This window comes from Streptomyces sp. T12 (genome assembly GCF_028736035.1).
Taxonomy (GTDB): domain Bacteria; phylum Actinomycetota; class Actinomycetes; order Streptomycetales; family Streptomycetaceae; genus Streptomyces.
This window is the reverse complement of sequence record NZ_CP117866.1, coordinates 8265494-8292348: the sequence shown is the minus strand read 5'-3', so window position 1 is coordinate 8292348 and position 26855 is coordinate 8265494. Positions and strand designations below refer to the sequence as shown.

18 protein-coding genes are annotated in these 26855 nt (G+C 69.0%); 4 read left to right on the top strand and 14 right to left on the bottom strand.

Annotated features, from left to right (window positions below; all coding sequences use genetic code 11):
• Positions 1 to 34 precede the first annotated feature (34 nt).
• On the bottom strand, positions 35 to 1051 hold the full coding sequence (locus PBV52_RS37210) for a hypothetical protein (protein ID WP_274244665.1): 1017 nt from the start codon (positions 1049 to 1051) through the stop codon (positions 35 to 37).
• 98 nt (positions 1052 to 1149) lie between these two features.
• Here PBV52_RS37210 and PBV52_RS37205 point away from each other — a divergent pair, with 98 nt between their 5' ends.
• Positions 1150 to 2058 (top strand): NAD(P)-dependent oxidoreductase, encoded by a 909-nt coding sequence (locus tag PBV52_RS37205; RefSeq protein ID WP_274244664.1) that lies wholly within the window; start codon positions 1150 to 1152, stop codon positions 2056 to 2058.
• A gap of 19 nt (positions 2059 to 2077) precedes the next feature.
• On the top strand, positions 2078 to 2449 hold the full coding sequence (locus PBV52_RS37200; RefSeq protein ID WP_274244662.1) for an NTP pyrophosphohydrolase: 372 nt from the start codon (positions 2078 to 2080) through the stop codon (positions 2447 to 2449).
• Positions 2450 to 2514: 65 nt separating this feature from the next.
• On the opposite strand, the gene PBV52_RS37195 is transcribed toward PBV52_RS37200, so the two are convergent.
• The 10 genes from PBV52_RS37195 to ngcE all read right to left on the bottom strand — a co-directional run bounded on the left by PBV52_RS37195 (position 2515) and on the right by ngcE (position 16370).
• A complete protein-coding gene (locus PBV52_RS37195; RefSeq protein WP_274244660.1) occupies positions 2515 to 4128 on the bottom strand; it encodes a glycosyltransferase family 39 protein in 1614 nt (537 codons plus the stop codon).
• A gap of 95 nt (positions 4129 to 4223) precedes the next feature.
• Positions 4224 to 5747: an amino acid permease gene (locus PBV52_RS37190; protein WP_274244659.1), complete on the bottom strand. Its 1524-nt coding sequence runs from the start codon at positions 5745 to 5747 to the stop codon at positions 4224 to 4226.
• 145 nt (positions 5748 to 5892) lie between these two features.
• Positions 5893 to 7821 (bottom strand): 1-deoxy-D-xylulose-5-phosphate synthase, encoded by a 1929-nt coding sequence (dxs, locus tag PBV52_RS37185; protein ID WP_274244657.1) that lies wholly within the window; start codon positions 7819 to 7821, stop codon positions 5893 to 5895.
• A gap of 230 nt (positions 7822 to 8051) precedes the next feature.
• Complete coding sequence (locus PBV52_RS37180; RefSeq protein ID WP_274244655.1) at positions 8052 to 9344, bottom strand: sugar ABC transporter permease; 1293 nt, start codon at positions 9342 to 9344, stop codon at positions 8052 to 8054.
• Positions 9341 to 10132, bottom strand: coding sequence for an ATP-binding cassette domain-containing protein (locus PBV52_RS37175; RefSeq protein WP_164904870.1), 792 nt, complete (start codon positions 10130 to 10132; stop codon positions 9341 to 9343). The genes PBV52_RS37180 and PBV52_RS37175 overlap by 4 nt, the downstream gene beginning before the upstream one ends.
• 207 nt (positions 10133 to 10339) lie before the next feature.
• Positions 10340 to 11443 carry a substrate-binding domain-containing protein gene (locus tag PBV52_RS37170; protein WP_274249817.1) on the bottom strand — a complete coding sequence of 368 codons (1104 nt, stop codon included), beginning with the start codon at positions 11441 to 11443 and terminating at the stop codon, positions 10340 to 10342.
• 133 nt (positions 11444 to 11576) lie between these two features.
• Positions 11577 to 12776: an ROK family transcriptional regulator gene (locus tag PBV52_RS37165; protein ID WP_274244652.1), complete on the bottom strand. Its 1200-nt coding sequence runs from the start codon at positions 12774 to 12776 to the stop codon at positions 11577 to 11579.
• Positions 12777 to 12986: 210 nt separating this feature from the next.
• A complete protein-coding gene (locus PBV52_RS37160; protein WP_274244650.1) occupies positions 12987 to 13916 on the bottom strand; it encodes a carbohydrate ABC transporter permease in 930 nt (309 codons plus the stop codon).
• Positions 13917 to 13930: 14 nt separating this feature from the next.
• On the bottom strand, positions 13931 to 14854 hold the full coding sequence (locus PBV52_RS37155; RefSeq protein WP_274244648.1) for a carbohydrate ABC transporter permease: 924 nt from the start codon (positions 14852 to 14854) through the stop codon (positions 13931 to 13933).
• Between the two features lie 49 nt (positions 14855 to 14903).
• Positions 14904 to 16370 carry an N-acetylglucosamine/diacetylchitobiose ABC transporter substrate-binding protein gene (gene ngcE / locus PBV52_RS37150; RefSeq protein ID WP_274244646.1) on the bottom strand — a complete coding sequence of 489 codons (1467 nt, stop codon included), beginning with the start codon at positions 16368 to 16370 and terminating at the stop codon, positions 14904 to 14906.
• A gap of 354 nt (positions 16371 to 16724) precedes the next feature.
• Between ngcE and PBV52_RS37145 the strand changes: the two genes are divergently transcribed.
• Positions 16725 to 20525 carry a GH92 family glycosyl hydrolase gene (locus tag PBV52_RS37145; RefSeq protein WP_274244644.1) on the top strand — a complete coding sequence of 1267 codons (3801 nt, stop codon included), beginning with the start codon at positions 16725 to 16727 and terminating at the stop codon, positions 20523 to 20525.
• A gap of 20 nt (positions 20526 to 20545) precedes the next feature.
• A complete protein-coding gene (locus PBV52_RS37140) occupies positions 20546 to 22492 on the top strand; it encodes an alpha-glucuronidase (protein WP_274244642.1) in 1947 nt (648 codons plus the stop codon).
• On the opposite strand, the gene PBV52_RS37135 is transcribed toward PBV52_RS37140, so the two are convergent.
• The 3 genes from PBV52_RS37135 to PBV52_RS37125 are packed head-to-tail and all read right to left on the bottom strand — an operon-like array spanning position 22486 to position 26845.
• Positions 22486 to 24510, bottom strand: a complete 2025-nt coding sequence (locus PBV52_RS37135; protein ID WP_274244640.1) for a beta-galactosidase — start codon at positions 24508 to 24510, stop codon at positions 22486 to 22488. The genes PBV52_RS37140 and PBV52_RS37135 overlap by 7 nt on opposite strands.
• Complete coding sequence (locus PBV52_RS37130) at positions 24507 to 25193, bottom strand: hypothetical protein (protein WP_274244638.1); 687 nt, start codon at positions 25191 to 25193, stop codon at positions 24507 to 24509. The genes PBV52_RS37135 and PBV52_RS37130 overlap by 4 nt, the downstream gene beginning before the upstream one ends.
• Positions 25190 to 26845, bottom strand: coding sequence for an extracellular solute-binding protein (locus PBV52_RS37125; protein WP_274244636.1), 1656 nt, complete (start codon positions 26843 to 26845; stop codon positions 25190 to 25192). The genes PBV52_RS37130 and PBV52_RS37125 overlap by 4 nt, the downstream gene beginning before the upstream one ends.
• Between the last annotated feature and the right edge of the window lie 10 nt (positions 26846 to 26855).

Sequence of the window (26855 nt, the reverse complement as noted above, 5' to 3'; positions counted from 1 at the left end):
AGCGGCCCCGGACAGTTCTGCGAATTACGTCCCCTCAGACCTCTCGCCACGCCTCCAGCGCCAGCCCCGGCTCGTCCTTGCGCCGGGTGATGAGGAGTTGGCCGGTGGACGGGGACAGGGCGGCCGCGACGACCCGATCGTCCTCGTCCACCGCCAGCGCCACCACCGCGTCGACCGGCAGCTGCGGCCCCGACTCCGTCCACCACGCCCCCGCCGACTCCTGCTCCGTCGGATACGCGGCGAAGGCGACGCGGCCGCTCGCCGAGCGCTGGGCGAGCAACGTGCAGTCGTGGCCGTCGAGTTCGCAGCGGATCGCGGACACCGGGCCGGGGCCGGCGGACGCCAGCAGCGTCACCGGCTTGGCGCCGGGGCGCCAAGCGCACAGGTCGCCGGAGTCGTCCGCGTAGAACAGGGTGGTGTGGTCCGCGGAGGTGGCCAGGGCGTGCAGGGTCCCCGGGCGGACCGGGGTCTCCATCGCCTCCTCCAGGACGGGGACGCTGCCCGGCTTCTCCTGCTGCCAGTGCAGGATGGCGCCGGGGACCGCCGCGTACAGCTCGACCAGCCCGGACTCCCCCGTCACGGCGGCGAGCCGGTCGTCGACCTCACGTCCCTTGAGGTCACGCCACGGGCCCCAGCCGCCCACCTCCTTCTGACCGCGCATGCTCACGCCGCCGCCCCTGTTGCGCACGAAGACATGGGCCCGCCCCTGCGCATCGACCGTGACGGCGGGCGTGCCGGTGCCGTCGCCGGCCTGGTTCGGGTGGCCGATGGGGATCCAGTCCAGGGCGGCCAGGCGGGGGCGGAAGTGCGTGGAGTGGACGAGGCCCGCCTCGCCCGCCTTGGTGGGACGCCACGCGGCGAGATGGGCGTAGGCGTCGGCGCCCTGCCCGACCGCGGGACCGGGGCGCAGCTTCTGGTCGCCGCCGACCCGGCGCGGGGGTTCCCAGGGGCCGCCGGGCCCGAGTTCCGCCCGGCACAGGACGCCGTCGTCGGTCGGCAGATAGACGCTGAGGCGGCCGTCGCGGCCGCGGATGAGCCAGTCGCCGTTCACCGGTTCACTCTATTCGGGGCCGTGCCGCCGGCCCGCCCCGCCCCCGGGCAAGCTGGACCCCAGCAGCAACGTCCGCACGAGAACAGGAAGTCGACGTCATGACCGACAAGCTCACCGTGAGCGTCCTGGGCACCGGCATCATGGGCGCCGCGATGGCCCGCAACCTCGCCAGGGCCGGACACACCGTCCGCGCCTGGAACCGCACCCGCGCCAAGGCCGAGCCCCTCTCCGCCGACGGCGCGTTCGTCGCCGACACCCCCGCCGAGGCGGTGCAGGGCGCCGACGTCGTCCTGACCATGCTCTACGACGGCCCCGCCGCCCTGGACGTCATGCGTGCGGCGGCGCCCGCCCTGCGCTCCGGCGCCACCTGGGTGCAGTCGACGACCGCCGGCATCGAGGCCATCGCCGACCTGGCCGCCTTCGCCCGCGAACACGACCTCGTCTTCTACGACGCCCCCGTGCTCGGCACCCGCCAGCCCGCCGAGGCCGGTCAGCTCACCGTGCTGGCGGCGGGGCCGGTCGAGGGGCGGCAGGAGGTGACGCCGGTGTTCGACGCCGTCGGCGCCCGTACGGTGTGGACCGGCGAGGACGGCAGGGCCGGCACGGCCACCCGGCTGAAGCTGGTCGCCAACAGCTGGGTGCTCGCGGTGACCAACGCGGCCAGTGAGGTGCTGGCGCTCTCCAAGGCCCTGGACGTGGATCCGCAGCGCTTCTTCGAGGTGATCGACGGCGGCCCGCTCGACATGGGGTATCTGCGGGCCAAGACCGGGCTGGTGCTGAACGATCGGCTCACCCCGGCCCAGTTCGCGGTGACCACGGCGGCGAAGGACGCCCGGCTCATCGTGGAGGCGGGCGCGCGGTACGGCGTACGCCTGGACGTGGCCGCGGCGAGCGCGGAGCGCTTCGAGCGGGCGGCTGCCCAGGGGCACGGGGACGAGGACATGGCGGCGGCGTACTTCGCCAGCTTCGAGGAGGAGGACAAGGAGGAGAACGAGGCCGCGGGGTGAGCCGTGCGACCCTTGCCCCATGACTGAGGACGCCCCCCTGCTCGTGATCGTCGACGCCGCGAATGTCGTCGGGTCGGTGCCCGACGGCTGGTGGCGGGATCGGCGCGGGGCCGCGGAGCGGTTGCGGGACCGGCTGGCGGCGGACGGGGTGCCGGGGCATGCGGGGCCGGTCGAGATCGTGCTCGTGGTGGAGGGGGCCGCTCGCGGAGTGGAGAGCGTGCCGGGCGTGCGGGTGGAGTCCGCCGCCGGGAGCGGGGACGATCACATGGTCGAGCTCGTCGCGCGGGCGGACGGGCGGCCCTGTCTGGTGGTGACCGCGGACCGGGAACTGCGCCGGAGGGTGACGGAGTTGGGCGCGGAGGTGGCGGGGCCGCGCACGGTACGGCCCTAGCGATCCGTAGGGATTGCGTACCGCCGCAGCCTGCGGTCCGGGCGAGGGCGGCTGCCGTACGTCGGTCAGGTACGGCTCCCTGACCAGGTGCGGTTCCATACGTACAGCACCGCCCCGTCCACCACCCCCACCTCCTCGTACCGCGCCGACAGCAGCCGCCGCAGACCGGGCACCCTCTGAGGTCCGTACGGCTTCCCCCGTGAGTCGTCGACGACCAGCGCCGGCGCCCGCTCCGTCATCTCCTGGTCGAAGACCGCCCACGCCCCGTCGACCGCGTACCGCTCACCGACCTGTGGGCCGTCGCGTCCGCCGCTGTAGTTGGTGAGGAGCCCCGCCGTCAGGTAGCGGCTCGCGGGTCTGCGGTCGGCCAGCCAGTAGGTCTCGGGGTGTATGCCCCAGACGAGGATCCGATCCCGCGGCCCGGTCCGGATCGCCACCTCGTCCGCCAGCCTCGTCGCGTGGTCGAGCTCGGGTCGGGGCGCGAGCAGCCCCCAGGTGAGGAACAGGGCGCAGCAGCAGGCCGAGGTCAGAACCGCGTGGGTCATGCGCTCGCGCGGCAGGATCTGCAGCGCGGCCGTCGCCAACAGGGTGAGGGGCGGCAGGAGTTGGAGGTAGTAGTGGCCGAAGAAGTGGAAGCCGAGCATGACCGCGCCGGCCGACGCGGCCGCCCACAGCCACAGGTCCGCGGCCCCCGTGCGGGCCAGCCGCAGGACGCGCAGCACCGGTGGGATCAGTCCGGCGCACGCCACCGCCAGGATCACCGCGTTCGTCAGACCCCGTGCGAGGACGTGGATCTCGGAGCCGGTGAAGGAGGCGTACGCCCCCGATCCCGTGACCGTCCAGAACAGGAACCCCGCCGGGTCGGTCACCGCGGCCACGCCCAGCACCGGCACCGCCACCCCGGCGCCCAACCGCGCCAGTGCCTGGGCCCGGACCTCCTTGGGGGGTGCCTGCTGGATCATGCCGGCGTCGCGGGCTCGGGCACGCGCTTGCGGCTGCACGCTCCCCCATCGCCCCCGGCTCGGCTCGGCCGCAAGGATCCGTTTCCCGCAGCCGACCTGCTCCAGAAGACTCCCCCTGGCCGACACGCACAGCCACATCACCGGCACCAGCACCGCCCCGCCGGTCTGTTTGGCGAGGAAGGCGCCCGCGACCGCCAGGCCCGCCGCACCCCACCGGCGCCGGTCCGCGCACCACATCGCCGCCGCCGTGCAGGGCAGCATGAACACCTCGAAGGTCGCGGCCTGGGCGTCCTCCGGGTTCAGCCCGACCGAGACCAGCAGATACAGCACTCCGGCCGTCCCGCCCGCCGTGTCGCCCCAGCGGCGGCGGGCCAGCGAGGCGAGCAGCACGGCGGTGAGCAGCTGGGCCGCGACCGCCAGGACCCGCACCGGCGTGAGCGATTCGGACCCGGCCACCGCGAACGCGGCCTGGTACAGCCACGGCACCAGCGGCGGCTTGCGGTCGACGACCGTGTCGTACAGCTCTCCGCCCTGCGCGAGCAGCCGTGCCTGTACGGCGAGATAGCCCTCGTCGGGGTTCCATAGCGGGCGGGTGAAGGAGGGGATGCGGGTGACGCAGGCCAGCAGGGTCAGGGTGGGCAGCAGCCGTCTCCAGTAGCCGCGTTCCGCGCGTGGTTCGGACACGGAGCGTGGCGGTGCGAGGAGCTCGGCGAGCATGGGGTGAACGCTATCCGGCCCCGCAGTCCCTGCCGTAGCGGGACATACAGGGCCGGTGAGCAGCGGGTTGACCACGCGTCACCCGCTGGTTTCGACTACGGAGTGTCTCCTCTCGGCGGCGTCACGACGTCACCGACGGTCGTCTCCTCGTGCCGTCCGAGGCGGCTGTGGGAGCGGCCGTAGAGGAAGTACACGACGAAGCCGACAAGCATCCAGATGGCGAACCGCACCCATGTCTCGGCGGGGAGGTTGATCATCAGCCACAGCGAGGCGCACACCGACAGGATCGGGATGACCGGCACCCACGGGGTGCGGAAGGCCCGGTGCAGGTCGGGGCGGGTCCTGCGGAGGATGATCACGCCGATGGCCACGACCACGAAGGCGAACAGGGTGCCAATGTTCACCAGGGCGGCGAGTTCGGTCAGGGGGGTGAAGCCGGCGAGGATCGCGATGATCACGCCGAGCAGGATGGTCGGCCGGTGCGGGGTCTTGAACCGCGGGTGGACGTGGGAGAAGAAGCGGGGCAGTAGTCCGTCGCGGCTCATCGCGAAGAAGACACGCGTCTGGCCGAGGAGCAGGATCATGCACACGGTCGTCAGGCCGACGGCGGCGCCGAAGCTGATGAAGCCCGCGTACCAGGGATGCCCGGTGGCCTTGAAGGCGTCGGCGAGCGGGGCGTCCACGGACAGCTTGCTGTAGTGCTGCATGCCCGTGACGACGATCGACACGGCGACGTACAGCGTGGTGCAGATGAGGAGGGAGCCGAGGATGCCGCGCGGCATGTCGCGCTGCGGGTTCTTGGTCTCCTCGGCGGCGGTGGCCACGACGTCGAAGCCGATGAAGGCGAAGAACACGACCGAGGCGGCGGTGAAGATGCCCATCACGCCGAAGTTGGACGGCGCCCAGCCGAACATCAACTGGATCAGGGGGGCCTGGAGACTCTCCCCCGCCTCCACGGCCTTCTGCTTCGGGATGAAGGGGTCGTAGTTGTCGCCGTCGATGAGGAACGCACCCGCGATGATCACGACGAGGACGACGGTCACCTTGATGGCGACGACCAGGGACGTGATCCGCGCGGACAGCTTCATGCCGACCACGAGGATGCAGGTGAGGACGAGGACGAGCGCGGCGGCGAGGATGTCGAAGCCGAAGGCGTCGGCGCCCTCTCTGCTGCCCAGGGCCGCGGGCATCTCCCAGCCCGCGTTGTCCATGAGCGACTGGATGTAGCCGGACCAGCCGACGGCCACCACCGCCGTGCCGAGCGCGAACTCCAGGACCAGGTCCCAGCCGATGATCCAGGCGGGCAGTTCGCCGAGGGAGGCGTACGAGAACGTGTAGGCGGACCCGGCGACCGGGACCGTGGAGGCGAATTCGGCATAACAGAGCGCGGCCAGCGCACAGGCGACGCCGGACGCGACGAACGCCAGGGCCACCGCGGGTCCGGCGTTGTTCTTGGCGACCGTACCGGTCAGGACGAAGATGCCGGTGCCGATGATGACGCCGACACCGAAGACGGTCAGATCCAGCGCGGACAAGGACTTCTTGAGCGCGTGCTCTGGCTCCTCGGTGTCGAGGATGGACTGCTCGACTCTCTTCGTCCGGAAGAGACTGCTGCTCACGGGTTTACCTCCCACGCTTGTCGTCCTCGACATGATCGAGAGGGGGCGTGGTACGCATGCCCCGGCGCGGGCGGATTCACACAGATGGGCCGGTTTCGCCACCGTCACGGGTGGAGAAACCGGCCCATCCGGCCGCATGAAGGTGTCAGTCGCGCGCGGGCTCGACCGAGTCGACCTCGGCCGCCGTACGGTCGAAGCGGCCGTCCAGCTTGGAGACCAGCCCGGTCACCTGGCGGGCGATGTCGGGGGCGGTGAGCCCGATCTCGGCCATCACCTCGGCGCGGGAGGCGTGGTCGAGGAAGCGCGGCGGGATGCCGAAGTCACGCAGCGGGACGTCGACGCCCGCGTCCCGCAGGGCCTGCGCGATCGCCGAGCCGACGCCGCCGACGCGGGAGTTGTCCTCGACGGTGACGACCACGCGGTGCCGCTCGGCGAGCGGGGCCATGGCCTCGTCGACGGGCTTGACCCAGCGCGGGTCGACGACGGTGGTGGTGATGCCCTGCTTGTCGAGCAGGGCGGCGATCTCCAGGCACATGGGGGCGAGGGCGCCCACGGAGACCAGCAGCACGTCGGGGGTGTCGGTGCCGGGCTCGCGCAGTACGTCCATGCCGCCGATGCGGCCGACGGCGGGGACGGCGGGGCCGACGGCGCCCTTGGAGAAACGGACGACGGTCGGCGCGTCCTTGACCGTGACGGCCTCGCGCAACTGCGCCCGTACCTGGTCGGCGTCGCGCGGGGCGGCGAGCCGCAGGCCGGGCACGACCTGGAGGATCGACATGTCCCACATGCCGTTGTGGGAGGCGCCGTCGGTGCCGGTGACGCCGGCCCGGTCGAGCACGAAGGTGACACCGCACTTGTGCAGCGCCACGTCCATGAGGACCTGGTCGAAGGCGCGGTTGAGGAAGGTGGCGTAGACGGCGAAGACGGGGTGCACACCGCCCGTGGCCAGACCCGCGGCCGACACGGCGGCGTGCTGCTCGGCGATGCCGACGTCGTAGATCCGGTCCGGGAAGGTGTCCGCGAACTTCTTCAGGCCGACCGGCTGCAGCATCGCCGCGGTGATCGCCACGATGTCCTCGCGCTCCTTGCCGAGCTTGACCATCTCGTCGCCGAAGACGGACGTCCAGTCGGCACCCGAGGCCTTGATCGGCAGGCCGGTGTCGGGGTGGATGGGGCCGATGCCGTGGAAGCGGTCGGCCTCGTCCTGGAGGGCGGGCTGGTAGCCGCGGCCCTTCTCGGTGAGGCAGTGCACGATGACCGGCCCGCCGAACCGCTTGGCCCGCGCGAGGGCCGACTCCAGTGCCTCGATGTCGTGCCCGTCGATCGGCCCGACGTACTTCAGGCCGAGGTCCTCGAACATGCCCTGCGGCGCGATGAAGTCCTTGAGCCCCTTCTTGGCGCCGTGCAGGGTCTCGTAGAGCGGCTTGCCGACGACCGGCGTGCGGTCGAGGATCTCCTTGGTGCGGGTGAGGAAGCGCTCGTAGCCGTCGGTCGTGCGCAGCGTCGCCAGGTGGTTCGCGAGACCGCCGATCGTCGGCGCGTACGACCGCTCGTTGTCGTTGACGACGATGACGAGCGGGCGGTCCTTGGCCTCGGCGATGTTGTTCAGCGCTTCCCAGGCCATACCGCCGGTCAGCGCGCCGTCACCGATGACGGCGACCACATGGTCGTCGCGTTTGCGCAGCTGGTTGGCTTTGGCGAGGCCGTCGGCCCAGCCGAGGACGGTCGAGGCGTGCGAGTTCTCGATGACGTCGTGCTCGGACTCGGCCTGCGAGGGGTAGCCGGACAGGCCGCCCTTCATCTTCAGCTTGCTGAAGTCCTGGCGGCCGGTGAGCAGCTTGTGGACGTAGGACTGGTGGCCGGTGTCCCAGAGCACCTTGTCCTTGGGCGAGTCGAAGACCCGGTGCAGGGCGATGGTCAGCTCCACCACACCGAGGTTGGGGCCGAGGTGGCCGCCGGTCTTGGACACCGCTTCGACGAGGAAGGTCCGGATCTCCTCTGCCAGCTGGTCCAGCTGCTCAGGGCTGAGCCGGTCCAGATCGCGCGGTCCCGTGATGCGGGTCAGCAGCGGCACCCGTGCCTCCTTGCAGTAGAGCTGTTCGAGCTGTTGCCGGGCTTGTCGAGTCTAATGTTCCGCTCAGACGGAAGGTTCCCGGCCCACACCTCATAGGTCACGCATTCGGCTCTACCCAGCAACGCCCCGTACTACAACGCCGCGAGGGGCGCGGGGAACTGCGCGACCGGCCACAACGGACCGGCACCCGCCAGTTCACCCACGCCCCTACGGCGCTACGGCGTTGCGCGCTATGCGCGACCCGCGGTCTTCTGCGTCTTACGGGTGATGGAGTCGATGACCACCGTGGTCAGCAACACACCCGCGGTGATCATGTACTTCACCGGCTCGGCGATGGACTCCAGCTGGAGCCCGTACTGGATCGAGACGATCACCAGCACACCGAGCAGCGCGTTCCACGTACGCCCACGACCGCCGAACAGCGACGTACCACCGATGACGGCCGCCGCGATGGCGTTCATCAGCAGGTCACCCGTGCCGGCGCTCTGGTTGGCGGACGCGATCTTCGAGGCCAGGAACAGACCACCGATCGCCGCGAACCCGCCCGAGATCGCGAACACGGAGATCCGCACCGCGGTGACGTTGATACCCGCACGACGCGACGCCTCGACGCTGCCACCGAGCGCGAAGATCTTTCGGCCGTACGAGGTACGCCGCAGCACGAAGTCCGTGCCGACCAGGAAGACCAGGAAGATCACCGTGGCCAGCGGCAGGCCCTTGTACTGGTTGTACATGATCGCCGCGGCGAAGGAGATCACTCCCAGCAGCACCGTCCGCAGGATCGTGTCGCTCAGCGGCCGGGACGGAATCCCCGCGGCGTCACGGCGGCGGTTGCTCAGGAACGAGGTGATGAAGAACACCGCGGTCACCACGGCCGCCAGCCCGTACGCGGCCGCGACGTCCGTGAAGAAGTACGTCGTCAGCTTGCCGATCAGACCGTCGCTGTCGAGGTTGATCGTGCCGTTCTCGCCCAGCGTCTGGAGCATGAAGCCGAGCCAGAAGAGCAGACCGGCCAGCGTGACGGCGAAGGCCGGCGCGCCCAGCACCGCGAAGAAGAAGCCGTGCGCCGCGCCGATGACGACGCCCGCCGCGATGGCGAAGAGCACGGCCGCCCACTCGGGCCAGCCCTGGTTGACCGCGAGGACGGCCGCGATGGCGCTGGACGCGCCACTGACCGAGCCGACGGACAGGTCGATCTCGCCGAGCAGCAGCACGAAGACGATGCCGACGGAGATCATGCCCGTGCCGACCATCGTGACGGTGATGTCGTTGATGTTCTGCGCGGACAGGAAGGCGGAGTTCAGGCTCTGGAAGATGACGCAGATGGCGACCAGGCCGAGGATGACCGGCAGGGAGCCCAGCTCACCGGCCTTCATCTTGCGCTTGAACTCGCCGATGTAGCCGGCCAGGCCCTGCTCCTGCACCAGCAGGCGCGGGTCGACCGCGGTCACCGCGGCCGCGGCGGCCTCGGTGTTGACGACCTCGTGGTCCTGCGCCGTCGCGGAGGTCTTGTCGATGCTCACTTGGAAACCTCCCCGGTCGTGCGCGCCGCACGGCGGGTCACGGCGTTGTCGGTGGCGCCGGTGATGGCGGAGATGATCTCCTCCTGCGAGGTCGTCTTGACCTCGAAGACGCCGTTGTTGCGGCCGAGGCGCAGCACGGCGACCTTGTCGGCGACGGCCTTGACGTCGGCCATGTTGTGGCTGATGAGGATGACCGCGTGGCCCCGCTCGCGCAGCCGCTCGACCAGGTCGAGGACCTGGGCGGTCTGCTCGACACCGAGGGCGGCGGTGGGCTCGTCGAGGATGACCAGCTTGGGCTCGCCGAGCATGGAGCGGGCGATGGCCACGGTCTGGCGCTGACCGCCGGAGAGCGAGGCGATCGGGATGCGCACGCTGGGGATGCGGATCGACAGGGTCTGGAGCAGCTCGCGGGAGCGGCGCTCCATCTCGACCTCGTCGAGCACGCCCCATTTGCGGACCTCACGGCCCAGGTAGAGGTTGCCGACGACGTCGATGTTGTCGCACAGCGCGAGGTCCTGGTAGACCGTCGCGATGCCCAGGCTCTGGGCGTCGTGCGGCCGGTTGATCGAAACGGCCTTGCCTTCCCATTCGATGACGCCCTCATCGATGGGGTGCACGCCGGCGATCGTCTTGACCAGCGTGGACTTTCCGGCGCCGTTGTCGCCCACCAGGGCGACCACTTCACCGGCGTGGACCTCAAGCTCTACGTCGGTGAGCGCCTGGACGGCACCGAATCGCTTGGAGACCCCGCGCAACGCCAGCACGGGCGTAGCGGACACGTGAACCATCTCCTTCGCCGCCTGACCCGGCGGAAGGGTTGTGCAGAGAATGCAGGGGTGGGTGGGCGGGGGATACCCGCGGGATTCCGTCCGGCGCCCCGCGCCGAGCTTGCGGGGCTGACGTATGCGCGGGGCGCCGGAGGAGTCTGGAGCAGTCATGTCCCGTGCGGGAATTCAAGGACGAATTCCCGCACCTGGAAAGGGACCTGAGGCTGCTTACTTGACGCCGAGCTTGTCGCAGGCGGACTTGTACTTGCCCGTGCAGATCTCGTCGGCCGTGTAGACGCCGTCCTTGATGACGGTGTCGTTGATGTTGTCCTTCGTCAGCGAGGTGACGTCGACGAGGACGGACGGGATGCCCTTCTCGCTGCCGCTGTCGACCTTGTCCTTGGCGACGGAGTCGAGCGACTTGCCCTGGGCGAGCGCGACGGCCATCTCGGCGGCGGCCTCGGCCTCGGGGGCGTACGGCTTGTAGACGCTCATGTACTGCTCACCGGCGACGATGCGCTGCACGGCGGCGAGCTCGGCGTCCTGGCCGGTGACCGGGATGTCGGCGATGCCCGCGGACTTGAGGGCGGTGATGATACCGCCGGCCATGCCGTCGTTGGCGGAGTAGACGCCGGCGATGTTGTTCTTGCCGACCGCCGAGATCGCCGCCTCCATCTCGGAGTTGGCGTTCTCCGGCTTCCACTCCTTGGTGTCGTACTCCTTGGCGATGGTGACCTTGCCGTCGAGGGCGGAGTGGGCGCCTTCCTTGAACTGCGCGGCGTTCGGGTCGGTGACCGAGCCGTTGATCATGACGATCTTGGAGTCCTTGGTGGCCTTGTCACCCAGCGCCGTCAGCAGGGCCTCACCCTGGGTCTTGCCGACCGCGACGTTGTCGAACGAGGTGTAGGCGCTGATCGGCCCCTCGGCCAGGCGGTCGTAGGCGACGACCTTGATGCCCTGGTCCACGGCCTTCTGCACGGAGTTCTTGATCGCCTTGGCGTCGACGGCGTCCAGGATCAGGACGTCCACCTTGTTGGTGATCATGGTGTCGACCTGCTGCGCCTGCAGGTTGGCGTCCTGCTTGGCGTTGTTGTAGTCGATCGTCGCCTTGCCGTTCGTCAGCTCCTTGATCTTCTTCTCGATCAGAGGCCGGTCGAACTTCTCGTAGCGCGCGGTCTGGTTCTCCGGGAGCAGGAGACCGACCTTGATGTCGTCGCCCTTGGCGGCGGAGGCGGTGGAGTCGTTGTCGCCGCCGGCTTCCTCGGCGCTGCCACAGGCAGCCAGCGAGACGGCCATCGCACCAGCGGCAACGGCAACGGCGGCACGACGCATACGCGTGTTCACTTCAGAAACCTCCCTGACGAGGCCGCGACGTTGCGGCCGAGGTGGCTGGAAGTCAACTCGGCCACACGTGCGACGTCAAGAAGTAAATCCTTAACGGGTTGGCAACGGTGCCATCCGTTCTCTAAGTGAAGGCAGGGGTGGCCGCATGCAGCGTGCTGTCCAAAAGGGTTGAATCGCCCATCTCGCTGAGCGCGAGCGCCAGCGCTCCGAGCACCTCCGCACGACCGCCAAGTGCCCCGGGGAGAACGGACAGTTGGCGCGCCGCACTGGGGATGGCGTAGCGGCCGACGGACTCCCGGATCGGCCCGAGCACCAGCTCACCGGCCTCGGCGAGATCACCGCCCAGGACCACGCGGCTCGGGTTCAGGAGATTGCAGAGATTGGCGACTCCACTGCCGATGTGGCGGCCGACGTCGGCGATCACCCGACGGCAGCCCGGGTCTCCGTCCCTGGCCAGCCGCACGACGCCTTCCATCGTCAGATCGGTGCCATGGCTGGACTGGAGCAGCGGGAGCACATAGCGCGCGGCCGCGAAGGTCTCCAGGCAGCCCCGGTTTCCACAGCGGCAGACCGGGCCGGATTCATCAAGAGTAATATGCCCGATTTCTCCCGCAGTGCCACCCGGGCCCCGGTAGATCTTGCCGTTGATGACCAGGCCGGCGCCGACACCGCTGGCGACCTTGATGTACGCCAGGTCCCGCACGCCCCGCCCACTGCCCCAGACCAGCTCGCCGAGGGCGCCCAGGTTGGCGTCGTTGTCCACGTGCACGGGCACGCCGAGCCGGCCGCGCAGCTCCTCGGCGGGCTTGGTGCCGGTCCAGCCGGGCAGGATGGCGGTCGAGCCGAGGGTGCCGGACTCGACGTCGATCGGGCCGGGCACGCCGAGACCCACCCCGGCGATCTTGGCGCGGTCGACGCCGGTCGCCGCGATCAGCCGGTTGACCAGCTCCTCGGCCCGATCGAAGCCCTGCGTCGAGGAGGCGTCCACATCCAGCGGTTCGGACTCCTCGGCCAGCACCTGGTGGGCGAGGTTCCCGACCGCTACGCGCAAATGCGTATGGCCGAAGTCGACCCCTATGACGATCCCGGCATCTCCGCTCAGGGAGACGCTGCGGGCCCGGCGGCCACCCGCCGAAGTGGGTGTGACCTCGACCGTTCCGCCGTCCTTGAGCTCCCGGACGATATTGGAGACCGTCGCCGCGGACAGACCCGTCGTCCTCGCGATCTCCGCCTGGGTGAGGGATCCGGCCAGCCGGACGGCCCGGACCACCCGTTCCAGGTTGGCTCGGTGCAGCGACGACTGCGACCCCGGAGTCTCCACGACGACCTCCTGCGCGCGGGACCGCTTCGACGAGGCCCCGTTACGTGTCCAACTAGTGAACTCTAAGCTGAGCCGTTCGGGTTGCCTCCCGTCAAGAGGTTGAACCGGATCCGGAAGTGTGTACGCGCACACGTGAGCCGCCCCGGCGCGGGACGGCTCAAGCGTGACGTGGGGTGATGCGGCGCTTACGGTGGAGCGAACAGAGAGCGTTTACTTCAGCGCGCCGGCCGTCAGACCCGCCTGCACCTGCCGTTGGAAGATGAAGTAGACGATCAGCACCGGCAGCATCGCGATCATCATGCCGGCCATCAGGGCGCCCCAGTCGTTCTCGTAGCCCTGCTGCAGGGCGATCATCGCCAGGCCCTGGGTGAGTACGTACTTGTCCTCGTTCTGGTTGAGGACCATCGGCAGCAGGTACTGGTTCCACTGCCCCAGAAAGTTGAAGATGCCGATGCTGATCAGACCCGGCTTGGCCATCGGCAGCATCACCTGGAAGAACGTGCGCGTGTGCGAGGCACCGTCGATCAGCGCCGCCTCCGCGACCGATGTCGGCAGCGTGCGGAAGAACGCGGTCATGAAGAAGACCGTGAAGGGCAGCGAATAGGCGATGTAGACGAGGATCAGTCCCTGGTACGTCGCGAGCAGCGAACTGCCCGGGAAGTCCCGCAGCACGAAGAACAGCGGGATCACCAGCATGAACACCGGGAAGGACATGCCGGCCACGAACATGAAGTAGATGAACCGGTTGCCCGGGAAGGTGAACCGGGCCAGCACGTACGCGGCCATGGAGCCCAGCACCATCGTGCCGGTCACCGAACCGCCCACCACGATCGCGGTGTTGAGGAAGTACTGGCCCATGTTCGCCTTGTTCCAGGCGTTGGCCCAGTTCTCGAAGTGCAGCGAGGTCGGCAGCCCCCAGGGGTCGGAGAGGATGCCGTTGCTCGTCTTGAAGGAGCTCCACAGCACCCACAGCAGCGGCACGCCGACCATCAGCGCCCACACGACGAGCATGCCGTGCGAGAAGACATGGAGGACGCCGCCCTCGGAGCTGCGGCCGTCGGTCGCGCCGAGCTTCTTGGTGATACTCGGACGGGGTTCGTCCGCCTTGGTGACTGTTTCGGTGTTCGTGTCCGTCGTCATGTCGCCCCGTACCCCTAGAACTCGATCCGCTCACGCCGCGCGAAGCGCATCGTGAGCACTGCGAACGTCATGGTGACGATGAGCATCGCGACGCCCATCGCGGACGCGTAGCCGAACTGGCTGTCGCGGAACGCCGTCAGATACAGGCGCAGCGGCATGACGTCCGTGGCGCCGTCGGGGCCGCCCATGTTGACCGACATGATCTGCACCAGGGCGAAGCCGTCCAGGGCGATGATGCCCATGTACACCCAGCCGGTCTGCACGGTGTCCCACAGCAGCGGCAGGGTGATCCTGAAGAAGGTGGGGAAACGGCCCGCGCCGTCCAGCAGCGCCGCCTCGTAGATGTCCCGCGGGATGGAGGCCATCGCCGCCGAGAACAGCACGACGTAGAAGCCGACGTGGGACCAGATCATCACCGCCATGATGCACAGCAGGGCGAGGCTCTTCTCGCCCAGCCAGGCGTTCTGGAGGCTGTCCAGACCGACCGCGCCCAGCAGGGAGTTGAGCATGCCGTCCTGCGGGTCCGGGTTGTAGATGTTGAACCAGATGACGGCGATGATGGTGATGGAGATGACCTGCGGGAAGAAGAAGACGAAACGGTAGAACTTCGAACCCGCGACCCCGGTGATGACTTCGTTCTTCCGGCGCTTTCCGCCGACATTCAGCATAAAGGCGAAGAACAGGCCGAGCCCCAGCGTCACGATCGGCACCGCGATCAGCATGTAGACGTTGTGCCACAGCGCGTTCCAGAAGTCCTCGTTGTGCCACAGCTTTTCGAAGTTCTCGAATCCGACGAACTTCGCCGTGCCGACGAGCCCCGACCAGTCGGTCAGCGAGATCTGGAACGCCTGGACGAACGGCGAGATCACGAAGACCGCGTAGACGATGACGGGCAGGGCCAGGAAGCCCACGATGAATCGGTATTTGCCGTGTTGCATGGTGCTTCCCGGCCCTTCCCCTTGAGTGCCGTTGTGCCTGACCGGACTCTTACTTCTCGCGCTTGAACTTCTTCACGGCGTCGTCCTTCGCCACGGCGTCGGCGTAGGCCTGCGTCTTCTTGATCCAGTCGGCGGCCTTCATCTCACCGGTGAGCAGCTGCCCGGTGAGACCGCCGATCTTCTCGTCCGTGAGCGAGGGGTACCACTCCTGGAGCTGGAGGCTGATGATGTTGTCGCCGGCGTCCTTGAACGCCTTGCTCGCCGAGGCGAGGCCCGGCGAGAGACTCATGCCCTCGGTGGCGTCGACGACACAGGTGAGGGACTTCACCAGCTTGGCGAAGTTCTGCGCGTGCTTCTTGGACAGCATGATGCGCAGGAGTTCCATGCCGCCGGCCGGGTTCTTGCCCTTGCTTGCCACGATGTACGGCTCACTGGGCTCGGCGCGCAGGGTGCCGTGCGGCATCTTGTCGCCGCCGGAGCCGTCGAAGAGGGCGCCGACGGACATCTGGAAGCCCTTGGGCGTGGTCGGGGCCGCCTCGTTCTCCACCCAGGAGCCGTTGGGGATGAAGATGGCTTTGCCCTTGTTCCAGGCGGTCTGCGACTGAATGTGCGTCAGGCCCTGGCTGCCTTCCAGGAAGTACTTCTTGGCCGCCAGCTCCTCGTAGTGCTCGACGACCGTCTTCACCGCGTCGTTGCTGGTCCAGGCGTTGGGCTCCAGGTTGTCGATGGCGATCCAGCCGTCCATGCCGCCGATCTTGGCGATCTGGGCGAACAGGTTGAAGTGGACGTAGTACGGATACTTTCCGGCGTACGTCCAGGGCGCGATGCCCTTCTTCTTGATCTCGCCGCAGAGCTTGACCATCTCGTCGAAGCTCTTGGGGTATTCCCAGCCGTTGTCGTCGAGGGCCTTCTGCGAATACCAGGTGCCGTAGATGGTGAAGGCGTAGTAGAGCACGTCGAAGGTGTCGCCGTGCTTGCCCTTGTCGATGGTGCTCGGGTGGATGACCTCCGAGATCTTCTTGCTCGGGTCGTCCATCGAGGGGGAGTCGAGCAGCGTCTGGAGGTCCTGGAGCTGGCCCTGGGTGGACAGCTTGTTCATGTCCAGGTGGTCGGCGCCGGAGTTGTCGATGACGTCCGGCGGGTTGCCGCCCGCGAAACGCGGGGTCAGCTTCGGGCCGACCTGCTGGGTGCCGGTGTGCTTGACCGAGGCCCCGTACGTGGCCTTGTAGTCGGCCTCCGCGTCCTTGGCGTACTGGTCGCCCAGGCCGCCCTTGAAGATGAACGCCTCCAGGGCGACGCCCTTCTCGACGCCGAGCGGGTTGGTGGCGGACTTCGCGCCGCCGGGCGCCTTGCTCTCCTTCTCCTCGCCGCCGCCACCGCCGGTGGCACACGCGGACAGGAAGCTCATCGTCGGTACGGCGATCAGACCCAGCGCGGCGGACCGCTTGATCAGATCGCGGCGCCCCACACCTGCGGAGCCGTTCTTCTCAGGGTTCTCGGCGGAAGTGGATCCCATGCTCAAGTCCTCGCCTTCTCCAGGACTCAGGCGGTGAACCGGATCCTCCCCGGCACCGCGGTCGGGTCAAGCTGGGGTCGTGCAGGAAGTGCGGAATCATGTGAAGTGCCGACAGGTATAGTCCACTTCCCGCCAGCGGAGCAAGATCGAATGCAAGGTTGGCCGATGGTCTTTTCCGAGTTGAGACCTCACGGAAATATGAGCGCCCCGTGGGCGGCTTGCCGGAAAAATCCGCGACATAGGCCCCGAATGCCACAGCCAACACCCTTGACAATACTTGGCACTTGAGCCACAACTGATCCTTGCGCAGCGAAGTTGACAACGTTGTCCCGTGCGCAGGGAGGGTACCGGCTTATGCAGCAGAGAGCTCGGCACAGATGGGGTACGGCGGTCGTGTCGGCGGCCGCCTTTTGTTTGACCGTGGGCTCGCAGGGCGCGGCGGTCGCCCTGCCTCAGGCGCCCGCGACGGCCGACCGGGAGTTCGCGTCCTCCTTCGAGGCGGGCGATCCGGCACCCGACTGGCTCAATACCGTCGACACCGCGCCGGACGGCGGCAAGCGGGCCTCCGGTGTCGACGGCGGCTACAGCAGCGGCATTCCGGGCAATGTGACCGACCATGTCACGGACGTACGGGCGAACGGCGAGAACACCGGCGGCGGGGAGGTGAAGGAGAACCTCGCCGACGGGGAGCCGAGCAGCAAATGGCTGGTCTTCGAACCCATCGGATGGGTGGAGTTCGACCTGGACAAACAGGTGAAGGTAGCTGAATATGCGCTCACCTCGGCCAATGACCATGCCGAGCGCGACCCACAGGACTGGACCCTGAAGGGCTCCACGGACGGCAAGGACTGGAAGACCCTCGACACCCGCTCCGGCGAGACGTTCACCGAACGGTTCCAGACAAAGTCGTACGACATAGCGGAACCGGCCGAGTACCAGCACTTCCGGCTGGAGGTCACCAGGAACAACGGCGCCGCCGACATCCTCCAGCTCGCCGACGTCCAGTTCTCGACGGGCGGCAGCGACGGCCCCGTCCCGCAGGACATGCTCTCCCTCGTCGACCGCGGACCGAGCGGCTCGCCGACCGCGAAGGCGGGCGCGGGCTTCACCGGCAAGCGGGCGCTCAGGTACGCCGGACGGCATACGGCGGACGGGCGGGCGTACTCGTACAACAAGGTCTACGACGTGAACGTGGCCGTCGGCCGCGACACCCGGCTGTCCTACCGCGTCTTCCCGTCGATGGCGGACGGCGACCTCGACTACGACGCCACGAACGTCTCGGTCGACCTGGCCTTCACCGACGGCACCCACCTGAGCGACCTGGGCGCCACCGACCAGCACGGCTTCCCGCTGTCGCCGCGCGGTCAGGGCGCGGCCAAGGTGCTGTACGTCAACCAGTGGAACAACGTCGCCTCGCGCATCGGGTCGGTCGCGGCGGGCAAGACCGTCGACCGGATACTCGTGGCCTACGACTCCCCCAAGGGCCCGGCGAAGTTCCGGGGCTGGCTGGACGACATCGCGTTGAAGTCCGTCGCGCCCGAGAAGCCGAAGGCGCACCCGTCGGACTATGCGCTCACCACCCGTGGCACCCTCTCCAGCGGCGGGTTCTCGCGCGGCAACAACTTCCCGGCGACGGCCGTGCCGCACGGCTTCAACTTCTGGACGCCGGTGACGAACGCGGGCTCGCTGAGCTGGCTGTACGACTACGCACGCGCGAACAACGCCGACAACCTGCCGACGATCCAGGCGTTCAGCGCCAGCCACGAGCCCAGTCCCTGGATGGGTGACCGGCAGACCTTCCAGGTGATGCCCTCGGCCGCCTCCGGCACCCCGGACACCGGCCGTGAGGCGCGCGAGCTGGCCTTCCGGCACGAGAACGAGACAGCGCGGCCGTACTACTACGGGGTGCGGTTCGAGAACGGGCTCAAGGCGGAGATGGCCCCGACCGACCACGCGGCGGTACTGCGCTTCACCTACCCGGGCGACGACGCCAGCGTCCTCTTCGACAACGTGACCGACCAGGCGGGCCTCACGCTCGACAAGGAGAACGGGATCGTCACCGGCTACTCGGACGTGAAGTCCGGCCTGTCGACCGGCGCCACCCGCCTCTTCGTCCACGGCGTCTTCGACAAGCCGGTGACGGACGGAGGGTCGAGCGGGGTCAAGGGATTCCTGCGGTTCAAGGCCGACGACCGAACCGTCACGCTGCGCCTGGCGACCTCGCTCATCAGCATCGACCAGGCGAAGGACAACCTGCGCCAGGAGATCCCCGACGGCACCTCCTTCGACACGGTCAAGTCGCGCGCCCAGCGCCAGTGGGACCGGCTGCTCGGCAAGGTCGAGGTCGAGGGCGCGACGCCGGACCAGCTGACGACGCTGTACTCCAGCCTGTACCGGCTGTACCTCTACCCCAACTCCGGCTTCGAGAAGGCCGGTTCGAAGTACCGGTACGCGTCCCCGTTCTCCCCGATGCCGGGGCCCGACACCCCGACGCACACCGGGGCGAAGATCGTGGACGGCAAGGTGTACGTGAACAACGGCTTCTGGGACACCTACCGGACGACGTGGCCGGCGTACTCGCTGCTGACGCCCGGCCAGGCGGGCGAGATGGTCGACGGCTTCGTGCAGCAGTACAAGGACGGCGGCTGGACCTCCCGCTGGTCCTCCCCCGGCTACGCCGACCTCATGACCGGCACCTCCTCGGACGTCGCCTTCGCGGACGCGTACGTCAAGGGCGTGGACTTCGACGCGAAGTCGGCGTACGACGCGGCCGTGAAGAACGCGACGGTCGTGCCGCCGTCGTCGGGCGTGGGCCGCAAGGGGATGGCGACCTCGCCCTTCCTCGGCTACACGAGCACCGAGACGCACGAGGGACTGTCCTGGGCGCTGGAGGGCTACCTCAACGACTACGGCATCGCACGGATGGGCCAGGCGCTGTACCGGGAGACGGGCGAGAAGCGCTACAAGGAGGAGTCGCAGTACTTCCTCAACCGCGCCCAGGACTACGTCAACCTCTTCGACTCCAAGGCCGGCTTCTTCCAGGGCCGGGACGAGAAGGGCGACTGGCGCGTCGAGTCCTCGAAGTACGACCCGCGCGTGTGGGGGTACGACTACACCGAGACGAATGGTTTCGGATACGCGTTCACCGCCCCGCAGGACAGCCGGGGCCTGGCCAACCTCTACGGCGGCCGCAGCGGCCTCGGGGACAAACTCGACGAGTACTTCGCCACCCCGGAGACGGCCTCGCCCGACCTCGTCGGCTCCTACGGCGGTGTCATCCACGAGATGACGGAGGCGCGGGACGTGCGGATGGGCATGTACGGCCACTCCAACCAGGTCGCCCACCACGCGATCTACATGTACGACGCGGCCGGGCAGCCCTGGAAGGCGCAGAAGAACGTCCGCGAGGTGCTGTCGCGGCTGTACGTCGGCAGCGAGATCGGGCAGGGCTACCACGGCGACGAGGACAACGGCGAGCAGTCGGCCTGGTTCCTGTTCTCCGCGCTCGGCTTCTATCCGCTGGTGATGGGCAGTGGCGAGTACGCCATCGGGTCGCCCCTGTTCACCAAGGCGACGGTCCACCTGGAGAACGGCCGGGAGCTGGTCGTCAAGGCGCCTAAGAACAGCGCGCGCAATGTGTACGTACAGGGCCTGAAGGTCAACGGCGTTCCGTGGAGGTCGACTTCGCTCCCGCACTCGCTGATCGCGAAGGGCGGCGTCCTGGAGTTCGACATGGGGCCGCGGCCCTCGTCGTGGGGCACCGGCAAGAACGCGGCGCCGGTGTCGATCACCCAGGACGACGAGGTGCCCGTGCCGCGGGCGGATGTGCTGAAGGGCGATGGGGCGCTGTTCGACAACACGTCGGCGACCGAGGCGCGTGTCTCCTCGCTGGATCTTCCGGCGTCCGGGCGCACCGAGGCCGTGCAGTACACGCTGACGTCGCCGTCGGACCGGACGAAGGCGCCGACCGGCTGGACGCTCCAGGGGTCGGACGACGGGACCACGTGGCGGACCCTCGACCAGCGCTCCGGGGAATCCTTCACCTGGGACCGGCAGACACGGGCGTTCTCCGTGAGGTCTCCGGGTACGTACGGGAAGTACCGCCTGGTGCTCGACGGTGAGGCGGTGGTGTCGGAAGTCGAACTGCTCGCCTGAGCAGGAGCGTTGGGGGTCTCATGCAGGGTGTCGATCCGGCCTGGCTGCCGGACGAGGTGTTCCGGCCGATCGGCACCCGGCGGACGCTGATCCGCGGCTCGGGTCCGCTGGTGGACACGGTGCACGGGGAAGTGGCGGAGGCCTGCGCACGGTTCGGGGGCAGCGTCTCGCGCGACGGCTCCCCCGGACCGTACGACCTGGTGCTGGAGCTGACCGGCGACGACGCGTCCGAGGGGTTCACGTCCGAGCGCGGTGACGGCTGTACGACCGTCACCGCGTCCGGGCAGTCCGGGCTGCTGTACGGCCTGTTCCACCTCGTCCGGCTCGGCGAGGACGCCTTCCGCGAGCAGCGGCCCCGGGAGACACACGGTCCGGCGCTCGCGTTGCGCATGCTCGATCACTGGGACAACGTGGCCGTGCATCCGGTCATGGGCCAGGTGGAGCGCGGATACGCCGGCGGGTCGCTGTTCTGGCAGGACGGGCGGGCGCGCGGTGAGCTGCTGGGGCGGGTGCGGGCGTACGGCAGGCTGCTGGCGGCCTGCGGGATCAACGCCGTCGCTGTGAACAACGTCAACGTGCACGCGACCGAGGCGCACCTGCTGACCGACCGGATCGGTGAAGTCGCCGAGATCGCGGGCGCGTTGCGGCCGTACGGCGTCCGCACCCACCTGTCGGTGACCTTCGCCGCGCCCATCGTGCTCGGCGGGCTGTCCACGGCCGATCCGCTGGACGAGGACGTGCGTGGCTGGTGGGCCGAGGCGAGCGCGCGGGTGTACGAGGCGATACCCGACTTCGGTGGGTACGTCGTGAAGGCCGACTCCGAGGGCCAGCCGGGGCCGTTCGCCTACGGCCGCAGCCACGCGGACGGCGCCAACATGCTGGCCGCGGCGCTCGAACCGCACGGCGGCACGGTGCACTGGCGGGCGTTCGTCTACGACCACCGCCAGGACTGGCGGGACCGGGCGACGGACCGGGCGCGTGCCGCGTACGACCATTTCGTGCCGCTGGACGGCGAGTTCGCCGCCAACGCCGTGCTCCAGGTGAAGCACGGACCGATGGACTTCCAGGTGCGCGAGCCGGTCTCGCCGCTGATCGGCGCGATGCCGCGCACCCGGCTGGCGGTGGAGTTGCAGGCGACCCAGGAGTACACCGGGCAGCAGCGGCATGTGTGCTGGCTGGGGCCCATGTGGAGCGAAGTGCTGCGGTCCCGGACCGACGGGGAGTCCTCGGTCGGGGAGGTGGCGCGCGGCGGGCTCGTCGCCGTGTCCAACGTCGGTGACGACCCGTTCTGGACCGGGCATCCGCTGGCCCAGGCGAACCTGTACACCTTCGGCCGACTGGCCTGGCAGCCGCACGCGGATCCGCATCAGATCCTCGACGAATGGATCCGGCTCACCTTCGGCACCGGTCCGGCGGCAGGGCTGAGCGCGATCCTGGACGGCTCGTGGCGGACGTACGAGAAGTACACCGCTCCCCTCGGCGTGGGCTGGATGGTGCAGCCGGGGCACCACTACGGGCCGAGCGTCGACGGCTATGAGTACAGCCCCTGGGGCACCTACCATTTCGCCGACCGCGACGGCATCGGTGTCGACCGGAGCGCGGCGACGGGAACCGGGTTCGCGGGGCAGTACGCCAAGCCGTGGGCCGAGATGTACGAGTCGCCGGACACCTGCCCCGACGAGCTGCTGCTGTTCTTCCACCACATGTCGTACGGGCACATGCTGCACAGTGGGAAGACAGTGATCCAGCACATCTACGACACGCACTTCGAGGGCGTGGAGGAGGTGGAGGCCGCCCGGGATGTGTGGGCCTCACTGGTGGACCTCGTGGATCCGGCGCGCCACGCGCGGGTGGCGGAGCGGTTCGAGGAGCAGCTCCGGAGCGCCCGCGAGTGGCGTGACCAGGTGAACAGCTACTTCCTCCGCAAGTCGGGTGTGCCCGACGCACATGGGCGCCACATCTACTGAATGCGGAGGATGGCTGTGCCGAGCGGGTCGAGGGTCAGTGGCTCGCCCTCCTCGACCCGCTTGCCGGTCAGCAGGTCGGTGGCGGTGGTGTGGGCCGTCAGCTGGGCCGGTTGCGGCGCGTGGTTGAGGAGGAAGACGAGGCGGGTGCCGTCGGGGGCGACCCGGGTCGCGGTCTCCAGGGCGGGGTGGCCGGCGTAGGGGCCGAGCAGGTCGTGGCGAGCCAGGATCCGGCGGACGATCCAGTTCACGCCGGGCTGGTCGAGGGCGGTGGCGACGTACCAGCCCTCGCCTTCGCTCTCGCCGAAGCGGTTCCGGGTCACGGCCGGGGTGCCGGCGTAGAAGTCGGTGCCATAGGTCCCGACCGGCTCGGCGCCGCGCGGCAGCACGATCTCGAAGACCAGACGCGCCTCGCAGGTCAGCTCCCCCAGCTGGACGGGCTGTACGACGTCCGGCGGTCGCGCGTCCCATTCGTCGACGCGGACGCCCATGAGCGGCGCGAGCGGGCCGGGGACGTCGGTGAGGAAGGCGCGGTCGTGTTCGTCGACGCGGCCGGAGAGGAAGGTCGTCAGGACGGTGCCGCCGCGTGCGGCGACGGCTTCGAGGCGTGCGGCCAGGTCGCCCTTCACCATGTGCAGCACCGGGGCGAGGACCACGTCGTACGCCGTGAGGTCGGCCGTGACCGGGACGACGTCCACGTCCGCGCCGGCCACGCGGGCGGCGAGGTAGTAGGCGTGGACCACCTCCTGGTACTTGACCAGTCGAGACGGGCCGTCGGAGATCTCCAGGGCCCACCAGCTGTCCCAGTCGAAGAGCAGGGCGGTGCGGGCCGGGGTGCGGGAGCCGAGGGTCGCGTCGCCGAGGGTTGCCAACTCCCGTCCCAAATCGGCCACTTCACGAAACACGCGGGTGTCGTCCCGCCCCGCGTGGCCGATGACCGCGCCGTGGTACTTCTCGCAGGCGCCGCGTGAGGCGCGCATCTGGAAGTAGAGGGCGGCGTCGGCGCCGTGGGCGATGGCCTGGAAGGTGGCGAGGCGGAGTTCGCCGGGGCGGCGCAGGGGGTTGACGTCACGGCAGGCCGTCGTGGACGGGGTCTGCTCCATCAGCCAGAAGGGGGCGCCGTCCTTGAGGCCGCGCATCAGGTCGTGGGCGAGGGCGGGCCAGGTGGGCGGGGCGTCGAGGGGCGGGTAGCTGTCCCAGGAGGCGAAGTCGAGGTGGGGCGCCCAGCGGTGGTAGTCGAGGGGGCGAAACATGCCCATGAAGTTGGTGGTGACGGGGGTCTGGGGGTCATGGGCGCGGATCACCTCCTTCTCGGCGAGGAAGCAGCCGAGGAGGGCGTCGGTGGTGAAGCGGGAGTAGTCGAGGGTGATGCCCTGGAAGGCGGTGTGATCGGGGCCGCGCCAGTGCTCGGTGAGGGCGTTCGGGGGCTCGATCTCGCCCCAGTCGGTGTAGTGGTGGGACCAGAAGGTGGTCCACCAGGCGTCGTTGAGGGCGTCGAGGGTGCCGTACTTGTTCTGGAGCCAGGTGCGGAAGGCGGCCGCGCACAGCTCGCAGTAACAGACGCCGCCGTACTCGTTGTTGATATGCCAGGCGAGCAACGCCTGGTGTTCCTTGTAGCGTTCGGCGAGGCGGCCGGCCATCGCCGTGGCGTGGCTGCGGTACGCCGGTGAGCTGGGGCAGAAGTTGTGGCGCTGGCCGTAGCGGTGGCGGCGGCCCTCGAAGTCGGTGCGGTTGACCTCGGGGTGCCGCTTCGCGAGCCAGGGTGGGAGGGCCGCGGTGCCGGTGGCCAGGCAGATGCGGCGGTTCTCGGCGGCGGCGCGGTCGAGGACGCGGTCGAGGATCGTGAAGTCGTAGGTGTCCGGGTCGGGTTGGGTGAGGGACCAGGAGAAGACGCCGACGGTCAGGGTGTCGATGCGGGCCCGCGTGAACAGGCGGTGGTCGTCGTCCCAGACGGGCTCCGGCCACTGCTCGGGGTTGTAGTCGCCGCCGTACGGGATCCTCGGGGTGCGCGGCGCGGTCATGCGGTGTAGTCCTCCTGGGTCTCGGCGATCACCGGGCGGCTGCTGTGCAGCAGGGAGAGCAGCAGCGGGGCGGCCAGCAGGGCGGGCAGGGCCTCGGTCAGCAGGGCGGTCGACGCGGCCACCAGCACGAGCAGGGAGCCGGCGCCCAGGGTGGCGCGCCCGTGTCGGAGGAGGAAGTACGCGGCGAGGCGGGCGGTGTCACGGCTGCGGAAGGCGAACAGCGAGGTGAGGACCAGCGCGTGGGCGCCCCACAGCAGGGAGCCGGCGCCGATCGCCCCGAGCAGCACCGCCCACCAGCCGGGCAGGCCGGTGGCCCAGAAGTGGGTGAGGGTGAAGGCGATGACGGTCAGCCAGGCGAGCAGGGGCGTCCAGAGCTTCAGCGCCGGGAGGGCGTTGAGCCGCCAGCCGCGCGCATAGGTCCGGGCCGGGTGCAGGTCGGTGAGGTCGCGGCTGCGGTGGTGCAGGGCGTACAGCGCGGCGGACAGGGCCGGGCCGAGCGGCAGCAGGCATACGGCGGCGAGGGGCAGGTTGGCGGGGTCGGGGCCGAGGAGGAGCAGGCCGGCGAGGCCGGGCGCGGCGGCCAGGAGCAGCAGGGCCTCGACGGTGACGAGGGTGTGGATCAGGGCGACGGCGCGGGAGAGGACTCCGGCGCCGAAGTCGGCCGTGTGGACGCCGCTGCTCACCCGTTCTCCTTCTTGAAGCGTTCGTACGCCTTGTTGTGCAGGTCGACGAACTGCTGCATGTTCTTCGCCTTCAACTCGGCGACATAGGCGGCCCATTCGGACAGCGGGCGCTTGCCGAGGGCGAACTTGAGGGTGTTCTGGGTGACGTGATCCCTGAGCGGCGTCTCCCACAGGGACGCCTGTTCCTGCTCGAAGGACTGCAGCGGGTGGGCGGGGCCGATGGGCGTCTGTTCGCGCTGGGACATGGCGTCCTGGAACTTCTTCTCGTCCGCGCTGAACATGGAGGAGACGAGCTCCCAACTGCCGCCGTAGGCGAAGACGCCGTTGTAGAAGCCGTAGTCCTTCTGCATGTCCTTCGGGGCGTCCGGGTCGGAGCCCATGAGGCTGATGCCGGGCTTCACCTTGTACTGGCTTCCGGAGCGGGTGTAGGTGACACCCTCGACGCCCCACCGGGCGAACCGCTGGCCCTCGTCCGAGTACCACAGCCAGTCCACGAACTGCATCATCGCGACGAAGCTGTCGCTCTTCAGCGCCTTGCTGGAGATCATGACGCCGTTCTCCAGCCGGGCGCCGCCCAGCACCACGGGACCGGCGGGTCCCAACGGCACCGGAATCATCTCGATCTCCGCGCCCTTGACCTGCTTGTGCAGGTTGTAACGGTATTCCTGTACCAATACCTGCGGGTTGGCGCTGATCGCGAACGACTTCTCGCCCAGCAGCTTCTGCGCGGCCTCGTCGTCGGTCTGGGTGAAGCTCTCCGGGTCCACCAGCTTCTCGGCGACCAGCTTCCGCACGTACTCGATCATCTGCCGGAAGGCGTCCGTCGCTCCGGTGAAGACGTACTTCTGCGCGTCGGCGTCCCAGCTGATGTTGTCGTACGTCCAGCCGGCCCGGACGCCGTAGGCCTGGCCGAGGTAGCTGAAGAGGGCGGCGGCCGGGTAGGGCGTGTTCTTGCTCCAGCGGTCGGAGAAGGGGTAGCGGTCCGGGTACTCCTCCTTGATCGCCTTGAAGACCTCGTACACCTCGTCCCAGGTACCGGGCAGGCTCAGCCCGAGCCGGTCGAGGACGTCCGTGCGCAGCGCCAGCGAGTAGCCGGATCTGACCCGTTCGTGCAGGCCGGGCAGCAGATAGAACTTGCCGTCGGACTGCCGGATGGAGTCGATCTCCGGTTCCAGCTTCCAGCGCTTGACCTTGTCCTGGAAGTTGGGCATCAGGTGCACGTAGTCGCTGACCGGGAGGATCGCGCCCGACGACACGAACGCGATCTCCGAGGGGTGGTACGTCTTGGGGATCAGGAAGGGGGCGTCGCCCGAGCCGATGAGGACGCTGCGCTTCTTCTCGTAGTCGACCAGGGGGACGTCGACGGGCTCGAAGGTGACGCCGGTGCGCTTGGTGATCTCCTTCCAGAACAGCCAGCCGCTCTTCATCGGGTAGACCGGGTTGTTGTTGTGCAGGACGGAGAAGGACAGCGGCTTGGCCGCCTTGAACTGCTGGCCGACTCGGTACTCCTTCATCGCACCGTTCTGCTTCTTCGACAGGTCCTTGGAGTCCCCGCCGTCGTCGCCGCTGCCGCAGCCGGTGAGGGTGGCGAGGCCGATGAAGCCGCCGGCGGCGAGTATCTGACGCCGGGACAGCTGTCCTGCGTTGTTCACGGATGACACG